This window comes from Bradyrhizobium sp., from assembly GCF_035652035.1.
In the GTDB taxonomy this organism is placed as follows: Bacteria; Pseudomonadota; Alphaproteobacteria; order Rhizobiales; family Xanthobacteraceae; genus Bradyrhizobium.
This window is the reverse complement of record NZ_DASREO010000032.1, coordinates 1-16,875: the sequence shown is the minus strand read 5'-3', so window position 1 is coordinate 16,875 and position 16,875 is coordinate 1. Positions and strand designations below refer to the sequence as shown.

Below are 16,875 nucleotides of genomic sequence, written 5' to 3'. Positions count from 1 at the left end.
AATACGATGAGTGAGGTTCCCAGCGTCGAAGACGTCCAGAAGCTGATATCCCGCGGGCCGTACCATCAGTGGCTCGGCCTGAAAGTCATGGCGGTCGATGAAGGCATGATCGAACTGACCGCGACCTGGCGCGAGGAGTGGGTCGTCAATCCCGATCGCGGCTACACCCATGGCGGCATTCTGGCGGCGCTGGTCGACTTGACTGCCGACTGGGCGATGGTCTCCAAGACCGGCCGCGGCGTTCCAACGGTGGACCTGCGCGTCGACTATCATCGCGCCGCCATGCCGGGAATGTTGACCGTCCGCGGCGAGATCGTGCATTTCGGCAAGCAGTTTTCGGTGGCGGAAGCCAAGGTCTTCGACAAGGACGGCCGAATGCTGGCGAGCGGCCGCGGGACCTATTTGACCGCGCCGCCGGCCTGACGGAAATGCCGTAGTGCCTGCGAACCCTTCGTTCTCCAATCTCGGGGCCCTGACGTCATCGGACGGCGATCCCGACAAAATCGCCATCATCGATATCGGCACCGGCGACGAACGCCGCTTCAGCTACCGCGATTTCGAAGACGAGGCCAATGCGGTTGCGCGTGCGCTGACCGCCCGCGGCCTTAACCGCGGCGATCGGGTCGCGATCCTCTCGGCCAATCGCTTTGAATATCTCACGACCGTCCACGGCATCATGCGCGCGGGCTTTGTCGCGGTGCCGGTCAATTTCAAATTTCCGCCAGCCGCCATCGACTACATCGTCCACGACTCCGGCGCCAAACTCGTGTTTTGCGACGCTGCGCGCCTGAACAGCGCGCCAAAGGATCTACCGCGAATCTGCTTCGAAAGCGGCGGCGATGGTGCGGACGACTTCGCAAGCTTTCTCAAGGTCGGGCCGTTGACGCCCGTCAGGCCGGCCGACCATGAGCCCGCGATGTTTCTCTATACGTCGGGCTCGACGGGACGTCCCAAAGGCGTCGTGCTCTCGCACCAAAGCCATATCTGGGTCGTCGAGCAGCGCATGTCCGCGCAGGACGTGACCCGTCACCGCATCCTGGTCGCCGCGCCGCTCTATCACATGAACGCGCTGGCGCTGAGCCAGCTGGCCTATGCGGCCCGTGCCACGATGATCTTGCTGCCGCAATTCACGACGCAACTCTATCTGAAGGCCATTGAAGACTATCGATGCACCTGGCTGACTGCCGTTCCGCCGATGGTCGCGATGATGATGAATGACAAAGAGAGGTTCGCAGCGACCGACCTTTCCAGCGTCGAACTATTGCGGATGGGATCGGCGCCCGTCAGCCAAAGCCTGATGAATGCAATCCATGCCGCTTTTCCGGAAACGGCGGTAACCAACGCCTATGGGACCACCGAAGGTGGTCCGGTCGTATTCGGGCCGCATCCAAAAGGATTGCGGCAGCCGGACATGTCGGTCGGCTATCCGCATCCCAAAGTGCAGGTGCGCCTGATCGGCGAGAACGGCAAGCCTTCGGACACCGGCGTGCTGGAGATGAAGAGCCCGGCGATCATGAACGGCTATCACAATCGCCCGGATGTTCCTTCGCCAATCACCTCAGATGGCTTCTATGTCACGGGCGACGTGTTTCGCCGCGACGAAAACGGCTTCCACTTTTTCGTCGGCCGGACCGACGACATGTTCGTCAGCGGCGGAGAGAATATCTTTCCGGGCGAGGTCGAAAAGATGCTGGAGAGCCACCCCGACGTGATCCAGGCCTGCGTCGTGCCGGTCGATGACGACATCAAAGGCACCAAGCCGGTGGCGTTTGTCATCAAGCGCGCGGGCAGCAATCTGGACGAAGCGCAGCTGAAGGCCTTCGCGCTGGCCAATGCGCCGGCCTACCAGCATCCGCGTTCAATCTGGTTTGTCGAAAGCCTTCCGCTTGCTTCGACCAACAAGCTCGACCGCAAGACATTGCGCGATATGGCGGCCAAGAGATTGAGGCGAGGAGCGGCCTCGACTTAACGATTTCAGTGAAATTCAAGCAGCGTGTTGAGGAAGGGCACCGACACGCGCAAGGAACCCCGCCCGGCCTCCACACGCAGGTCCGGAGCGGTCGAAGCCAGATCGCGGACGCGCTGAGGCTTTGGCGCGTCGAACACGATCGCCCCGAAGAAGCTCTGCCGGCCGTCATCCGCAACGCTGAGGTCGTCATAGCGTTCGCGATAGCGCGCCGGCGACATCAGCGTGATGCGAAAACCGCCGGATAGTGCAATTGTCCCGTCGTCCCCCTGGACTTCGACAGAAGCCTGCGCGGCCTTGGCATAGCGCGGCCCATCGACCTCGATGTTCGACGTCACCACCACCAGTTCGCGCAAACCCCGCACGCCATTCGGATGCGACATCCACGGACGATGCCAGACCAGTTCGGGCGTGTAGTGCTGGCAATAATAAACCCGCCCGGCCTCGAACAATCCGGGCGCGGTGCGAACCGTGCGGAAGCGCGCCAGATGTTCGACGCCGTCAATGACGACCGGCCGGGAAAAACTCTGCGGTTCGAGCGGCGCAAGGCCAGCCTCGCGCAGCATACGCTGGGTCGCATCGGCATCGCTGGCTTTGAAGACCAATCCGTTGAGACCGCGCGGGCTTTCGAGCAGGTCCTTGCGAACCTTATCCGTGCCGGATGGCAGACCGAGCAGTTCCACATAATCATGTTCGAACATCACGAGATGATTGATCGAACCGAGCGAATGATAGCCGCGCGGCGTCAGCGTGAAGCCGAGTTGCGACATTAGCGAAGCGGCGCGGTCCATATCGAACAGGGTATTGATCACGACGTGGTCGAGCACAAAGCTCATGTCAGCTGCCCCTCAATAAGCCTGGGCGTGCCGGCGCTTCGGATATGCGGCACGGCGTCGACGAGCGCACGGGTATATTCGCTTTCGGGATGATCGAACAGCGCCCGGCTCTCGCCCGCCTCGACGATGCCGCCATTGCGCAGGACAATGGTCCGGTCGCACATCATGCGCACCACGTTGAGATCGTGGCTGACAAAAAGCAAGGCGAGATGATCCTCCCGCCTTAAGCGATCCAACAATTGCAGCACGACGGCCTGAACCGAAACGTCGAGCGCCGCCGTCGGTTCATCCAGCACCAGCAACCGTGGCCGGCAGGCGATGGCGCGAGCGATGCCGACGCGGGCTTTCTGGCCGCCCGAAAGTTGGTGCGGGAAGCGCGACAGCAACTCGACTGGTAACCCGACGCGCATCGCGCATTCCTCCACCCGTTGCCGCAGCGCATCGCCCGGGCGCATGCCGGAGAGCCGCGAGAGCGGATGGGCGACGCAGTCGAACGCGGTAAAGCGCGGATTGAGGCTTTCGTTGGGGTCCTGAAAGACGATCTGGATATCTTTCCGGTGCGGCGAACGATGAAATTCCCGCGCGGGCACTTGCCCGATCGATTCGCCGTCGAACAGGATCTCGCCCTCGCTGGCATCGATCAGCCGGCAGATCATGCGCGAGGTCGTGGTCTTTCCCGATCCGGATTCTCCGACCAATCCGACGCTCTCGCCGGCTTTCATGGTCATGGAGAAATTCGCGACCGCCGGCGGTCCCTGATCATAACGTTTGGCGAGGGTTCTCACGTCAAGCAACGGCGGCGTGCCGGGAGGCGGCTCGGGCCGCGGCCTGGAGGCGGCCAGAGCCGCGAGGTATTGGCCACGCTCCTCCTCCGTCACCAGATCCTCGATCCGCGACGACGCCGTCGGCGATGCGGCCACCAGCCGTTTGGTGTAGGCGTGCTGAGGGCGGTGAAACAACGTCTCGGGCGGCGCTTCCTCCACGAGACGCCCTTTCTCCATCACCACGACGCGGGCGCAATATTGCGCGGCCAATCCCAGATCGTGCGTGATCAGGATCGTCGCCATGCCGCGCTCGGCAGCAATCTTGGCCAGGAGATCCATCACCACCTTCTGTGTCGTGACATCGAGGCCGGTGGTCGGCTCGTCGGCGATCAACAGCATCGGATTGCAGGAGATCGCGATCGCGATCATCACGCGCTGGCACATGCCGCCGGACAGTTCATGTGGATAGGCCGACATCCGCTTTTCGGGATCGCGGATTTGCACGGCGCGAAGCAGCTTGAGCGCTTCGTCGGCCGCGGCTTGCTTCGACATTCGCTTATGGCTGAGAATAGCGTCGGCAATCTGGAGACCGACGCTGCGGATCGGGTTGAGCGCGGCGCGCGGATTCTGGAAGATCATCGACATTGCCGCGCCATGCAATGCGCGAAAATCGCTGTCCGGGATTCTGGTGATGTCCTGTCCGCGATAAAGCACCCGCCCTTTCGTCACCCGGCCGGCGGGATCGAGCAGCCGCGTCGTCGCAAAGCCGGTGACGGATTTTCCGGAGCCGCTTTCGCCGACAAGGCCGAGCATCTCGCCCGGCTCGAGCGAAAGCGTGATCCCGCGCACCGCTTCGACGAGGCCCTGCCTTGTCGAAAACGTGACGTGAAGATCTTCAATGCGAAGCAGCGGCTCGGTCATGTCCGCATTCGAGGATCGAGGATGTCCCGCAGCCCATCGCCAAGCAGGTTGAAGCACAACACCGCCAGCATCAAGGCGAGCCCGGGAAAGGCGACCAGCCACCATTTTCCGGTCGAGATGAAGCGCGCGCCTTCCGCGACCATGATGCCCCATTCCGGCGTTGGCGGCCGCACGCCAAGGCCGATGAAGGAAAGCCCTGCGGCATTGAGGATGGCCCAGCCGAGATTGAGTGACATCTGCACCGCCATCGCCGGCAGGACATTCGGCAACAAAAAGCGCAGCACCACCGACGCATGGCTTTCGCCGCTGACGCGCGCGGCCTCGACCCATCCGACGTTGCGGCGAACATTGACCTCGGCGCGGGCAAAGCGGATGTAGAACGGCAGATTGATGATGGCAGTCGCAATGACGATATTCTCGACGCGGTTGCCGAGCGCGGCGACCATCGCCATCGCCAGCACGAACAGCGGGAAAGCCATCATCACGTCGACGAAGCGGCCGACCGAACGATCGAGACGACCGCCCGCATAGCCGCAGAACGCGCCGATGATCGCGCCGAGCACGAAGGAAATGCCGACGGCCGCGACGGCGATGACGAGATCAAGCCGGGTCGCGACGAGGAGCCGGCTGAACGTATCGCGGCCGAGCTGGTCGGTGCCGGCCAGATGCGCGGCACTTGGCGGCAGCAGCGCCTCCGACACCTTGGACGCAATCGGGTCGTAGGGAACGATCGAGGGGCCGAAGATCGCAACCAGCACCAACATCAAGACGCCGGATGCCGCAACCGCCGTCAGCGGGTTGCCGCGCAGGATCCAGACCGTATGACGCAGCGTCGCGCTTGCCATCAGATTGGAGCCCTCTTCATATCGATACTCTCGGATCGGCGATGCCATAGAGGACATCGACGAGCAGATTCACGACAACAAAGATGCTTGCCATCAGCAGCACAAAACCTTGCACCGGCGCATAGTCAGACGACAGCAGTGCGTCGAGCGCATAGGACGCGACGCCGGGCCACGAGTAGACTTTCTCGACCAGCACGTTGGCGCCCAGCATGGTCGAAAACACGATGCCGGCGATGGTGATCACGGGAAGAATCGCGTTACGCAGCGCATAGGTGACGACGATGCGCCACCACGACAACCCGACCGAGCGCGCGGTACGCACGAAATCGCTGCCGAGCGAGACCAGCATCGAAGCCCGGGTGATTCGCGCCAGTGGCGCGATCACAAACAGCGCCATGGTCACCGCAGGCAGGATCAGCTGACGAAATGCGACCCACCAGCCGTCGAGGTCACCAGCCAGCAGAAAGTCGATGGTGAGAAATCCCGTGCGTGACGGCGGCAGCGATGTAAAGACGTCGATGCGGCCGGTCGGATCGGGTGCAAGCCCGAGCAGATAATAGAAGACGTAGATCAAAAGCAGCCCTGACACGAAAGTCGGGACGCAAACGCCTAACGCGCAAAACAGCCGCACGCCATGATCGATGATCGATCCCGGCCGCAAGGCCGCGATGACGCCAAGCGGCACCGCCGAGACCAGCGCAATCAGGAGCGCCGTCAATGTCAACTCAAGCGAGGCCGGCAAACGCTCGCGCAAATCGGTCGTCACCGATTGCCCGGTCATCAGCGACTTGCCGAGATTCCCCCGCCCGACGTCATAGAGATAGTGCACCAACTGCTCAGGGATCGGCTTGTCGAGACCCATTTGCTTGCGGATGACTTCGATTTCTTCCTTGCCGGCATTGGGACCGGAAGCAAAGAACACTGCGGGATCGCCGGGCAAAACCCGCATCAGGAGAAACGTGAAAACCAGCACGCCGAAGAGCGCAGGCAGCGACGACGCGAAACGTCGCGCTGCCCGCATCATCGTTGCGCCGAAGCTTTTCATCGCAAACAAGAACTACTTGCGGCTGAGGTCGCGATAATCGACCTGACGATGGAATTGATAGGTGTAGCCGTCGAGCGATTTCGCCATCACCGCGTCCTGGCTCGGCTGCCAGAGCATGATCTGCGGCAAGATCGCGTCGTGGATCGCATTCAGCTTCAGGCTCTCTTCGTCATATTTCGCCTTGTCCGGCTCGAAGCGGGCCTGTTGCGCCAGCGCGGTCAGTTCGGGATTGTCGATGCTGGCGTAGTTCCAGCGCTGGTTGCCGGTGTAGAAATTGCGATAGAAATAGTCGGTCGACGGCAGCCAGGCGACGATGCCTTCGGTGAAGAAGGGCAGCTTCTTCTCGTTGATCTGGGTCGACATCTGCGCATCCGGCAATTTCTGGATTTCGACCTTGATGCCGATCTTGCCGAGCGACTCCTTGACCAGCGCGGCCATCGGCTCGGCCGTCGAGGCCTGACCAACGTTGAAACTGAACGTCGTCGAAAAGCCGTCCGGCATGCCGGCGGCCTTCAGATATTCCCGGGCCTTGTCGAGATCGAGCTTGATGCGTTGCGGGAACGGGTAAGCGCTGGTGGTGGGCTTGCCGTCCTTCCATTCGGCGTTGAACAGCGGCGTGCCGCGGCCAAACAGGGCCGCCTTGAACATGTCGTCATAGGGCAGCGCAAAGGCGACCGCGCGGCGCACGTTGATATTGTCGAACGGCGGAATGGTATTGTTCATCGAGATGAAGGTGACGGAGTTATATTGCGGCGTCGATATCACCTTGAGCGTGCCCTTGGCCTCGAGCGCCTGCACGTCGTTGGCCTGTAGATCCACCGTGATGTCGGCATCGCCGCGCTCGACCAGATTGGCGCGCGTCGCCGGCTCCGGCACGGTCTGCACGATCACCCGCTTGAAGAACGCGGCCTTCTCCGCCGTGCCGCGATTCCAGGCCTCATTGCGCTTCATGATCACCTGCTCGCCCGGCTTGAAGCTTTCAATGATATAGGCGCCGCTGCCGGCCGCGTGCTCCTTGAGCCAGCCGATCGCCCAGGGATCGTCCGATGTCGCATTGGCCTTCGCGAGCTTGGAATTGATAATGATGGGATAGATGGTCGCAAGATTGGGCAACGCCAGCTTGTCGGGCTTCGGCAGCGTGACCTCGATCGTCAGGGGATCGATCACCTTGAACTGGTCGGCGGTGGTCATCGATCCCGTCAACAGTTGCGCCTTGCCGAGCACGGGCGCGGTCACAACGCGATCGAGCGACCATTTGACGTCGTCCGCGGTCACCGGCGTGCCGTCCTGGAACTTCGCGTCCTTGCGCAGATGAAAAGTGAGCTTCAGCCCGTCGGGGCTGACATCGTAGGACTCGGCGAGTTCGCCAGTGATCTTGTCGAGATCGAATACCCATTTGCCGTTGAGCTGCTTGCGGCCGAACGACACCAGCCGGTCGTAGGTGGAGAGGCTCACCGCGAACGCTTCACGGGTCGAACCCGGCACGTTCGGATCGAGCGTGTTGACCGAAGCTCCCGTGACGTAGCGCAACGTCTCGGCCCGGGACTGCGCCCCGACGGGCTCCGGTCGGAGCGAAAGCGCGAGCGCCGCAAACCCAACCAACACAAGACTGCAAATCCGACCGCGCATGGTCTTAATCCCCCAATTCAACCCGGAACTCGCCTAAAACGCAGAGCTCGTTTTCTCATTGTGCCTTTAAGCAATTTGCACGCCAAGCTGCATTTTGCCACGTCAAAGGAGCCATTGAAATTTTCATGCCGATTGAGCCGGTTGCCCGCGTCCGGGTTCTCCAGCCTCGTTTTGCCGAGGGATCACGGCCTGCGGCACGTTATAGGCCCTGAACGACTCCCAGTGCCGCGCAAGATCGGCGCGAAACAGGCCTCGGGTCAAACCATGGACCAGTTTGGGAATCGCAGTCGTCATCGCATTGATCGACGAGCCCGACGGGCCGAAGCTCATGGTCGAGGCGAATGCAAACAGGTGAACGTTGGAAATCCACGGCGTCACACCTGAAACGCGCTCGGTCAGCGCATAGTCGTCGGCGAGATACGGATAGCGGCCGAGCCGCGGGCTCTGTTCGATTTGCGGCGGCTGGTAACGATCGGCCCAGGTGGCGATGTTGCCGGCGAAACGCTTCAATTCGCGCCGTTCGGCGAAATCGATCTCGGTTCCCGCGCCGCTAATGACAAAATCTGCTCGCAACGTGCCGCGCGGCGTGCGCAATTCGACCTGCTCGCCCGTCTCGTGCGCCGCCTCGACCGGCGCGCCCTCATGCAAATGGAAATTGGCAAAGCGCGCGCAGCGATCGTAGGTCGCTTGCGGAAATCCCTCGCGCAATTCGAGGATGGCGCGCATGAAACGCCAGCGCCAGGTATCATCGAGATCGCAGAAGTGCCGCAGGAAACCGCGAAATGTCAGCCATCGATAAGGCTGGATCACCTGGATTTCGGCGCGGCGGCATAGGAGATGGACTTCCGCGGCGCCGGCTTCCAGCGCCATCGCGGCATTGTCGAACGCGGTCGCGCCGGCCCCGATCACGGCCACGGTCTTGCCGGTGAGTGCTGCGAAGTCGATGTCGTCCGAACACCGCGCAAGCCGCGCCGGCGGCAGATGCTGCAGCGGCGCAGGTATCGTCCAGTTGCCCATCGCTTCCTGGCCCGTCGCCAGCACGATCTTGCGCGCATAGAGCGTTTCGGTTGTCCCATCTTGCGCTATCGTTGCCGCGAGTAATTCATTTGCCGCAGACGCAATCTCCAAAAGCTCGCAACCGTTGCGCACGGTTAGGCCAACCGCACGTTTGAACCAGATCAGATATTCGGCCCAGAGCTCGCGCGGGATCAGGTCAAGCTTCTGCCAAGCCGCCTTGCCGAACCGCGCTTCGTGCCATGACTGATAGGTAAGGCTTGGAGCATCGAGGTCGGGGCCGGTAAAGTCCTTCGGGCTGCGCAGCGTATGCATGCGCGCGTAGGAGAGCCAGGGACCCTCCTTGCCTTCCTCGGCCTTGTCGATGATCAGGATATTGGTGACCTGCGAGCGATTGAGACCAAAGGCCGTCGCCAGACCCGATTGTCCGGCGCCGACAATGAGAACATCCAGCGCGGGTTTCCCGTCCGGGTCCATCTTCGCTTCGAGCCAGGGCGCAGACGGATGCGACGTTTTGGCGAGGTCCTCGCGCACCTGCGCTTCCAACGCGATGAGATCGCTGCTCATGCGGGGAAACTTTCGCATCGTTCAGGCGGCAAGCCAGCCTCCGTCGACGGACAGAACGGTACCGGTCGTAAACGAGGACGCGTCGCTCGCGAGGTAAAGCGCGGCCTCCGCAACCTCCTCAGGCCTTCCGAAACGCTTCATCGCATGACGATGGCGCGAGGCTTCGCGCACACCTTCCGAATCCGCATGACGGGCAAAACTCCGTTTCAGCATTGGCGTCTCGATCGCGCCCGGGGCAATCGCATTGACGCGGATGCCATCCGGCGCAAAATCCAACGCCATGGTTCGGGTCAGGCTGATGATCGCGCCCTTCGCAGCGATGTAGGCGCTGTTGCCCTTACCACCGGCGATCGCCAGTTGCGAGGCGACGGTGACGATAGCGCCCTTGTTCTGCCGTTGCATCTGCGGGATCGCCACACGCGCCCAAAGCCAGGTGCCGCCGACATGGGTGCGAAACACCGCATCCCAATCGGCGGGATCGGTCGTGACCACCGTGCCGCCACAGGACCAGCCGGCCGCGGTCAAGAGCACGTCGAGCCGGCCGTGCCGCGATATGGTGGCTTCGACGACCGCCTTGGCGAAATCGCCATCGCCGACATCGCCTTGATGCGTTGAGGCCTGCCCATTGGCGCTACGTATTGCGGCGAGCGTTTCCTGCATGCCGGCTTCATCGCGATCGACCAGCGCAACAAAGGCGCCTTCGCGGGCAAACGCCACGGCGCTGGCCCGCCCGATGCCGGAACCGGCGCCGGTGACAACAGCGATTTCGTCCGTCAGACGCATGTCACAATCCCTCCCCGTGGCGCATCCACCAGTCGTTCAGGTCGGCGGCGGAATCGGCGCAGTCAAAGCGCGCCCGCCAGCCGAACTCCTCTGCCATGCGCGCGACCGAGAGCGGCGCGCGATCGGCATCGGTGTGCAGATCAACGTTTGGATTTTCGCCGGGGCCGGCAAGTCGGCAGACGAAACCCGGATTGAGATCGGCCAGATGCTGTCCCCATTGCAGCGCCGTCCACTCGCGACCCGTCGAGATATTGTAGAGGCCATGCTTCGGTTTTGCGGCCTCGACCAACACGACCACAGCATCGGCAACGTCAGGCGCGTAGATCCAGTCGCGGACTCCCGGACGAGCAACCACCGCCTCTTTTTTCCGATGCAGTGCGTCGACGATCTGCATCTGCGGGCTCAGCGTATCGCGCACGCCGGTAGCGCGTTCCCAAGGCCCGAACACAGCGCTCAGCCGTACGCTGATGAAGTCCGCTTGCCAGAGCGCTGCCAGACGCGCCGCCACCTTCTCCGACGCGTGCTTGGTGATGGCGTAAAGCGAGACCGGCTCGCATGGGAGCTCTTCGTCCAGCAAGGCGTGACGAAAGGCGGCCGCGCCGAGCGCCGATCCGGATGAGAGGTTGATGACTCGCCGCACACCGTGACGGTGCGCTGCCATCAGAATTGGCACCTGCGCCATCAGATTGACTTGCAGGATCGATTGCGGGTCGGCGGCCTCTCGCGCGGGGCCTGCGGTGATTGTTGCTCCGAGAATGATGGCATCGAAGCCGCGCGCGACGACAGTCTCGACAGCGAGCGCATCAGTGACATCGCTTTCGATCACATCCGGCGCGCGGCCGAAACCTGCGAAGGCCTGCGCGGCGGCGCGGGGTAACGCTCCGCGATCGAACAAGGTCACGGCATGGCCACGCGCCAGCAGCGCGGAAGCGATATTGATCCCGACGAAACCCGTGCCGCCAAAGATCAGGATGTTCAATGCCTCACGCCCCGTGGTTCAAAGCCGATGAACGTCTAAAGTAATGTCGCGCCGAAATTCGTCTCCGGATTCATATCCGCCGTCAGCCGCCCGGTGGGCCTTGCAGCCTCGCCTCCAGTGCGCGCCAGGAATTTCCCCCATCCGGCGCTGGTCATGCGTTTGCCGTCGGCGACGACGACGCGTCCGCGCGACAGCACCGTGACAGGCCAGCCCCGCAGCTTTCGGCCGGCGTAGGGCGTGTAGCCGGTCAGATCGTGCATCATTGCATCCGACAACGTGATTTCGCGCGACGGATCCCAGATCGCGATGTCGGCGTCGGCGCCGATGGCAATCGAGCCCTTGCGCGGATGCAGATTGTAGATCTTTGCCGGCGCCGTTGCAGTCAGCTCGACAAATTTCTCGATGCCCAGCCGCCCCTTCGACACCATCGCGTCGAACAACAGCGGCAGCCGCGCCTCCAATCCCGGCAGGCCATTCGCCACTTGCTTGAAATTCGGATTTGGGCCGGCGCGCAGCTTGCCGCTTTCGTCAAAACGATAGGGCGCGTGGTCGGACGAAATCGTCTGGAGATCGCCGAGCGCCAGCGCCTGCCACAACGCTTCCTGATCGGCCACCGTGCGCGGCGGCGGGCTGCACATCCACTTCGCGCCTTCCGCGCCGGGTTTGTCGAGATCATCGGCCGTGAGAAAAAGGTACTGAGGACAGGTCTCGGCAAAGACCTTCAGCCCCTCCCCGCGCGCCTGGCGGATCACCTTGGCGCCTTCGGCCGTCGAAACATGAAAGATCATGATTGGCTGATCGACCAGCGCCGCCATGCCGATCAGGCGATTGAACGCGTCGGCTTCCGAGAACCGCGCATGGCTGATCGAATGATATTTCGGATGGGTGTAGCCGCGCGCCAATAATCGCTTGACCATCCAGGCAATGATGCCGTGGTTCTCGGCATGGGCGCACAGCATCGCCCCGGATTCGCGCGCCGCCACCAGAATATCGAGCAAAGGCTCGTCATCGATCTTGAGCCGGTCATAGGTCATGAAGATCTTGATCGAGGCATGCCCTTCCTTCACCAGCGCCGGGATGTCGTGGGCGAGCGTCTCCGCGGTCGGATCGGCGATGATCATGTGGAAGGCATAGTCGATCACCGCGCCCTTGCGCGCGAGCGCGTGATAGTCGTTCACCACCTGGGCCAAGTGCATGCCGACATGCTGGGCCGCAAACGAGATGACGGTCGTGGTGCCGCCGAACGCGGCCGACGTGGTCGCGCTCTCGAACGTGTCGGCATTCATGATGCCTGCTGCAGACAACTGCTCGATATGGGCATGGCCGTCGACGCCGCCGGGCAGGACCAGTTTGCCCCGCGCATCGATCTCGCGCTGGCCCGCCGGCAGGTTGCGGCCAATCGCCGCGATCGTCTCGCCGATAATGCCGACATCCGCCTCGAACACATCGGACGCGGTCGCCACGCGTCCGCCGCGGATCACGAGGTCATAAGCGGGGTCGGCCATCAGGCTCTCCGAAAAGCAAGTGCGGCCATCTGGAAATGCCGCGCCCGAAACTTTGCAAACTATGCTATGTGCTGCAAGCCATGGCTGAGCTGCAAAGCTTGCAAGGAAGAGACATGTCCCGCCCGCGCATCCTCGTGATCAATCCGAATTCCAATGTCACCGTGACCAAGGGGATCGAGGAAGCGTTGAGGCCGCTTGGTTTTGCCGACGGCCCGGAAATCGTCTGCACCACGCTCGCTGAAGGACCTTACGGGATCGAGAGCCAGGCCGATGCCGACAGCGTCGCGATGCCGCTGCGGCGGCTGATCGAAAGCGACAACAGCGCGTCAGCCTTTATCATCGCCTGCTACAGCGATCCCGGCCTGCACGTCTGCCGCGAAGGCACAGACCGTCCGGTGTTCGGCATCGCCGAGTGCGGCGTCCTGACTGCGATGACGCGCGCCGAAACCTTTGGCGTGATCGCGATCGCGCAACGCTCGATCCGCCGGCACATCCGTTACCTGCGGCAAATGGGACTGATGGATCGCCTGGCGGGGGAACGGCCGCTCAACATGAGCGTCGCCGAAACCGCATCCGGCGAAGGCACGCTCGCAAAGATGATCGAGGTCGGACGCGCCCTAAAGGAAGAAGACGGCGCCGGCGCCATCGTCATGGGTTGCGCCGGCATGGCCCGCTTGCGCCGCGGTCTGGAAGACGCGCTCGGCATTCCCGTGATCGACCCGACGCAGGCGGCCACCGCCATGGCGCTCGGCACCGTGCAGCTGTCCCGAAACTAGCTAGCTTTCTTCAGCGGGCTCGCTGCCTTCGGCCTGCAGGCGCGCGATCCATTCGGCATGGGTCTCGCGAACCATCGTGAACGGCTCGCGCTGATAGCTGTAGAAATTGCCGAACAGGCGCCCGATCGGCCGGTAAGCGGCGAAATCGACATACATGGTTTCGGTATTGAGCAGGCCTTCCCGCGCATGGACGCGCAGGACTTCGCCGACCAGAAGCTCGCGGCCAGGGCCGAATGCCAGCGAAACCGTCCGCTTGCATTCCATCGCAAATGGCGCGGCTGCGAGCCGCGGCACCTTGACGTCGATCGACGGCACTGTGGCAAGACCCAAGGCGCTCACTTCGCTCTCGCCAGAGGGAAAATCGACGGCGCAATCGTTCATCGCTTTCGCCAGCGCCTCATCCACCATCTGGACCACGAATTCGCCGTCGCGCTGAATATTGCGCGTGGTGTCCTTGGGCGTGCGGTCAGGCTTGTGCTGCAAGCCGAGCACAATCAGCGGCGGCTCTTCGGAAAAGACGTTGAAGAAACTGAATGGCGCGGCATTGACCGCGCCATTGATATCGAGCGTCGTCACCAGCGCGATCGGCCGCGGCACCACGACCGCGCACAGCAGCTTGTAGCGGTCGTGCCGGGATAAATCCTTGAGCAGGAGCCCTGACATCGGCGAGATCAAGCTTCCGGCGGCGGCACGGCGCCGACACGGCTGGTGATCAGGCCATAATGCTCGATGCGGCGGTGACGGACGAAATCGAAGATGGTCTTCTTGCCGAACACAGTCGCATCGAGATCGCAAGGATGCACCAGCAACTCGTCATCTTCGGTTTTTGCTTCTGCGACAATTTCGCCATTGGGATCGACGATGAGACTGCCGCCGATCAGCGGAAAGCCATCCTCGACGCCGGCCTTGGCGACCGCGACCACCCAGGTCGAGTTCTGATAGGCGCCGGCCTGCACCGACAGGCGATTATGGAACAGCCGCCTTTCCGGCCCTTCCTCGCTCTTCTGCGAGTTGACGGACGGCGTATTGTAACCGAGCACGACCATCTCGACGCCTTGCAAGCCCATGACGCGATAGGTTTCGGGCCAGCGCCGGTCGTTGCAGATCGCCATGCCGAAAATGCCGCCCAGGTTGCGCCATACCGGAAAGCCGGTATCGCCCGGCTCGAAATAGCGCTTCTCCAGATGCTGGAAGGCGCGCTCGCGATCGAATTCCGAATGACCGGGCAGATGGGTCTTGCGATATTTGCCGACGATCTTTCCCGATTTGTCGGTGAGGATGCAGGTATTGAAGTGATGCCCGTCCGGCGTCAGTTCGGCATAGCCGAAACTCATGGCCATTCCGTGCTCAGCGGCGCGGGTAAACAGCGGCCTGGTCGCGGCATTCGGCATCTCGCGTTCGAACCAGCTATCGACCTCGGCCTGATCCTCAATGTACCAGCGCGGGAAAAATGTCGTCAGCGCCAATTCCGGATAGACGATCAGGTCAGCCCCGCGCGCCTTGGCCTCGTCCATCAGAGCGATCATGCGCGGAATGACGCTTTGACGACTTTCAGCGCGCTGAATCGGGCCCATCTGAGCGGCGGCGACGTTGATGACACGCATGGACGAGCTCTCTCATTGCTTCTATTTCGCGCTGCAATGACCAAAAACCGAGCATGTTTTTTGCAGCGCAAATCATGACGCAAGTCATAGGATTTTTTTTCGGGAGTCAATTCGGTTCGCGGCTAGCGACAGTTGCGCTCATCGCAGAGCTGATGGCAGCAATATCCAATCTCCATCACCGCCTTGCGACCGGGAGCTGCCTCATCGCCAGTGGAGTGGATTTGACATTTGCGACCTGCCAGCCACGAGTTCGCAAAGCGAATGTCAAATTCAAAACTCCACTGGAAACCCATATTTGCTAGTGGTCCTTTGATTCTAACATTTGCAAAAATGACTACCCCAGCGGGATGCAAATGTTAGAATCGGACCACTAGTGTTGCCTTCGGCGGCAAATTCTGGTCAATGCAAAACGATTGCGGAAGAAGCCCATTTGGTTTCTTCTTGGGTCCTGGCCGCCTTCCGTTTCAAAGCGGGACAGCGAAGCCAAAATGGCAAAAGCCGAATGCGGCGAAAGCCAAAAGAAAAGAGAACGAGAGAGGAAACGCCATGATCGCGCCAGCCCGGGCGACGACGCCAAATTTGCAGCCCCCGGAATCTCCGCGTGGCCTTGCGCTATTGCGTGACCCGCTGCTCAACAAGGGGACGGCCTTCACCGAAGCCGAGCGCGACGCGCTTGGCTTGCGCGGCTTTCTGCCGGCGCATGTGCTCTCGATGGAAGAGCAGGTGGCGCGCGTTCTGACCAACCTGCGCAGCCTCCCCAACGACCTCGAAAAATACATCGCGCTCAATTCGCTGCACGACCGCAACGAAGAGCTGTTCTTCCGCGTCGTCTGCGACAACATCGATGAGATCCAGCCGCTGATCTATACGCCGACCGTAGGCCTCGCCTGCCAGCGTTACGGACTGATCTTCCAGCGTCCGCGCGGCATGTTCATCAGCGCAAACGACAAGGGCCGCATCGCCGAATTGCTCGGCAACTGGCCGTATCCGGCCAAGCTGATCGTCGTCACTGACGGTGAGCGCATTCTTGGACTGGGCGATCTCGGCGCCCACGGCATGGGAATTCCGGTCGGCAAGCTCTCGCTTTATTCGGCCTGCGCCGGCATCTATCCAGAAAATTGCTTACCCGTCATGCTCGATGTCGGCACCAACAACCAGGATCTCCTGAACGATCGCTACTATATCGGGCTGCGTCAGAAACGCCTGAGCGGCGAGGCTTACGACGAATTCGTCGATGAATTCATCACCGCGGCGCGCGCCGCCTTCCCCGGCGTGCTGATCCAGTTCGAGGATTTTGCCAATCACTCAGCATTCCGTCTGCTGCATAAATACCGGGACGATATCCCGGTCTTCAACGACGACATCCAGGGAACGGCGGCGGTGGCCTTGGCCGGACTGTTCTCCGCACTTCGCGTCAGCGGCGGCAAATTGGCCGATCAGAAGGTGCTGTTCCTCGGCGCCGGCGAGGCTGCGACCGGCATCGCCGATCTCATCGTCTCGGCGATGATGGCTGAAGGCCTCTCGGAGGCGGAAGCTGTCCAGCGCAACTGGCTGGTCGATTCACGCGGCCTCGTCGTCAAAGGCCGCGCCGGACTCACCGAGCACAAGTTGCGCTATGCCCATGATCACGCGGGCGTCGAC

Annotated in this window: 15 protein-coding genes; 4 read left to right on the top strand and 11 right to left on the bottom strand. The window is 62.0% G+C overall.

Annotated elements, in window-relative coordinates; genetic code table 11:
* Positions 1-6 precede the first annotated feature (6 nt).
* Both VFB05_RS11385 and VFB05_RS11380 read left to right on the top strand, forming a co-directional pair.
* On the top strand, positions 7-423 hold the full coding sequence (locus VFB05_RS11385; RefSeq protein ID WP_325012257.1) for a PaaI family thioesterase: 417 nt from the start codon (positions 7-9) through the stop codon (positions 421-423).
* 13 nt (positions 424-436) lie between these two features.
* Complete coding sequence (locus VFB05_RS11380) at positions 437-1,969, top strand: class I adenylate-forming enzyme family protein (RefSeq protein ID WP_325012254.1); 1,533 nt, start codon at positions 437-439, stop codon at positions 1,967-1,969.
* 5 nt (positions 1,970-1,974) lie between these two features.
* Here VFB05_RS11380 and VFB05_RS11375 read toward each other — a convergent pair whose 3' ends face one another.
* The 9 genes from VFB05_RS11375 to hydA all read right to left on the bottom strand — a co-directional run bounded on the left by VFB05_RS11375 (position 1,975) and on the right by hydA (position 12,854).
* Entirely contained in the window at positions 1,975-2,802 is an 828-nt protein-coding gene (locus VFB05_RS11375; protein ID WP_325012252.1) for a VOC family protein, read from the bottom strand.
* Entirely contained in the window at positions 2,799-4,487 is a 1,689-nt protein-coding gene (locus VFB05_RS11370; RefSeq protein WP_325012250.1) for an ABC transporter ATP-binding protein, read from the bottom strand. Before VFB05_RS11370 ends, VFB05_RS11375 begins: the two co-directional genes overlap by 4 nt.
* Positions 4,484-5,332, bottom strand: coding sequence for an ABC transporter permease (locus tag VFB05_RS11365; protein WP_325012304.1), 849 nt, complete (start codon positions 5,330-5,332; stop codon positions 4,484-4,486). The genes VFB05_RS11370 and VFB05_RS11365 overlap by 4 nt, the downstream gene beginning before the upstream one ends.
* Before the next feature lie 16 nt (positions 5,333-5,348).
* Positions 5,349-6,377, bottom strand: a complete 1,029-nt coding sequence (locus tag VFB05_RS11360; protein WP_325012301.1) for an ABC transporter permease — start codon at positions 6,375-6,377, stop codon at positions 5,349-5,351.
* Between the two features lie 12 nt (positions 6,378-6,389).
* Positions 6,390-8,006, bottom strand: a complete 1,617-nt coding sequence (locus tag VFB05_RS11355; protein ID WP_325012247.1) for an ABC transporter substrate-binding protein — start codon at positions 8,004-8,006, stop codon at positions 6,390-6,392.
* A gap of 123 nt (positions 8,007-8,129) precedes the next feature.
* Complete coding sequence (locus tag VFB05_RS11350) at positions 8,130-9,587, bottom strand: NAD(P)/FAD-dependent oxidoreductase (RefSeq protein WP_325012245.1); 1,458 nt, start codon at positions 9,585-9,587, stop codon at positions 8,130-8,132.
* A 21-nt stretch (positions 9,588-9,608) separates the two neighbouring features.
* Positions 9,609-10,370, bottom strand: coding sequence for an SDR family oxidoreductase (locus tag VFB05_RS11345; RefSeq protein ID WP_325012242.1), 762 nt, complete (start codon positions 10,368-10,370; stop codon positions 9,609-9,611).
* Between the two features lies 1 nt (position 10,371).
* Positions 10,372-11,349 (bottom strand): NAD(P)-dependent oxidoreductase, encoded by a 978-nt coding sequence (locus tag VFB05_RS11340; RefSeq protein ID WP_325012240.1) that lies wholly within the window; start codon positions 11,347-11,349, stop codon positions 10,372-10,374.
* A 35-nt stretch (positions 11,350-11,384) separates the two neighbouring features.
* The gene (hydA, locus tag VFB05_RS11335) at positions 11,385-12,854 is read right to left on the bottom strand and encodes a dihydropyrimidinase (protein ID WP_325012238.1); all 1,470 of its coding nucleotides are present in this window, start codon (positions 12,852-12,854) and stop codon (positions 11,385-11,387) included.
* Positions 12,855-12,967: 113 nt separating this feature from the next.
* Here hydA and VFB05_RS11330 point away from each other — a divergent pair, with 113 nt between their 5' ends.
* A complete protein-coding gene (locus VFB05_RS11330) occupies positions 12,968-13,630 on the top strand; it encodes an aspartate/glutamate racemase family protein (protein ID WP_325012236.1) in 663 nt (220 codons plus the stop codon).
* On the opposite strand, the gene VFB05_RS11325 is transcribed toward VFB05_RS11330, so the two are convergent.
* Together VFB05_RS11325 and VFB05_RS11320 are read right to left on the bottom strand one after the other, a co-directional pair.
* Positions 13,631-14,293 (bottom strand): flavin reductase family protein, encoded by a 663-nt coding sequence (locus VFB05_RS11325; protein WP_325012234.1) that lies wholly within the window; start codon positions 14,291-14,293, stop codon positions 13,631-13,633. It abuts the gene before it with no gap.
* 8 nt (positions 14,294-14,301) lie between these two features.
* Positions 14,302-15,234 (bottom strand): N-carbamoyl-D-amino-acid hydrolase, encoded by a 933-nt coding sequence (locus VFB05_RS11320; protein WP_325012232.1) that lies wholly within the window; start codon positions 15,232-15,234, stop codon positions 14,302-14,304.
* A 546-nt stretch (positions 15,235-15,780) separates the two neighbouring features.
* Here VFB05_RS11320 and maeA point away from each other — a divergent pair.
* Positions 15,781-16,875: oxaloacetate-decarboxylating malate dehydrogenase (maeA, locus tag VFB05_RS11315; protein WP_325012230.1), on the top strand; the 1,095-nt coding region annotated here is incomplete at its 3' end.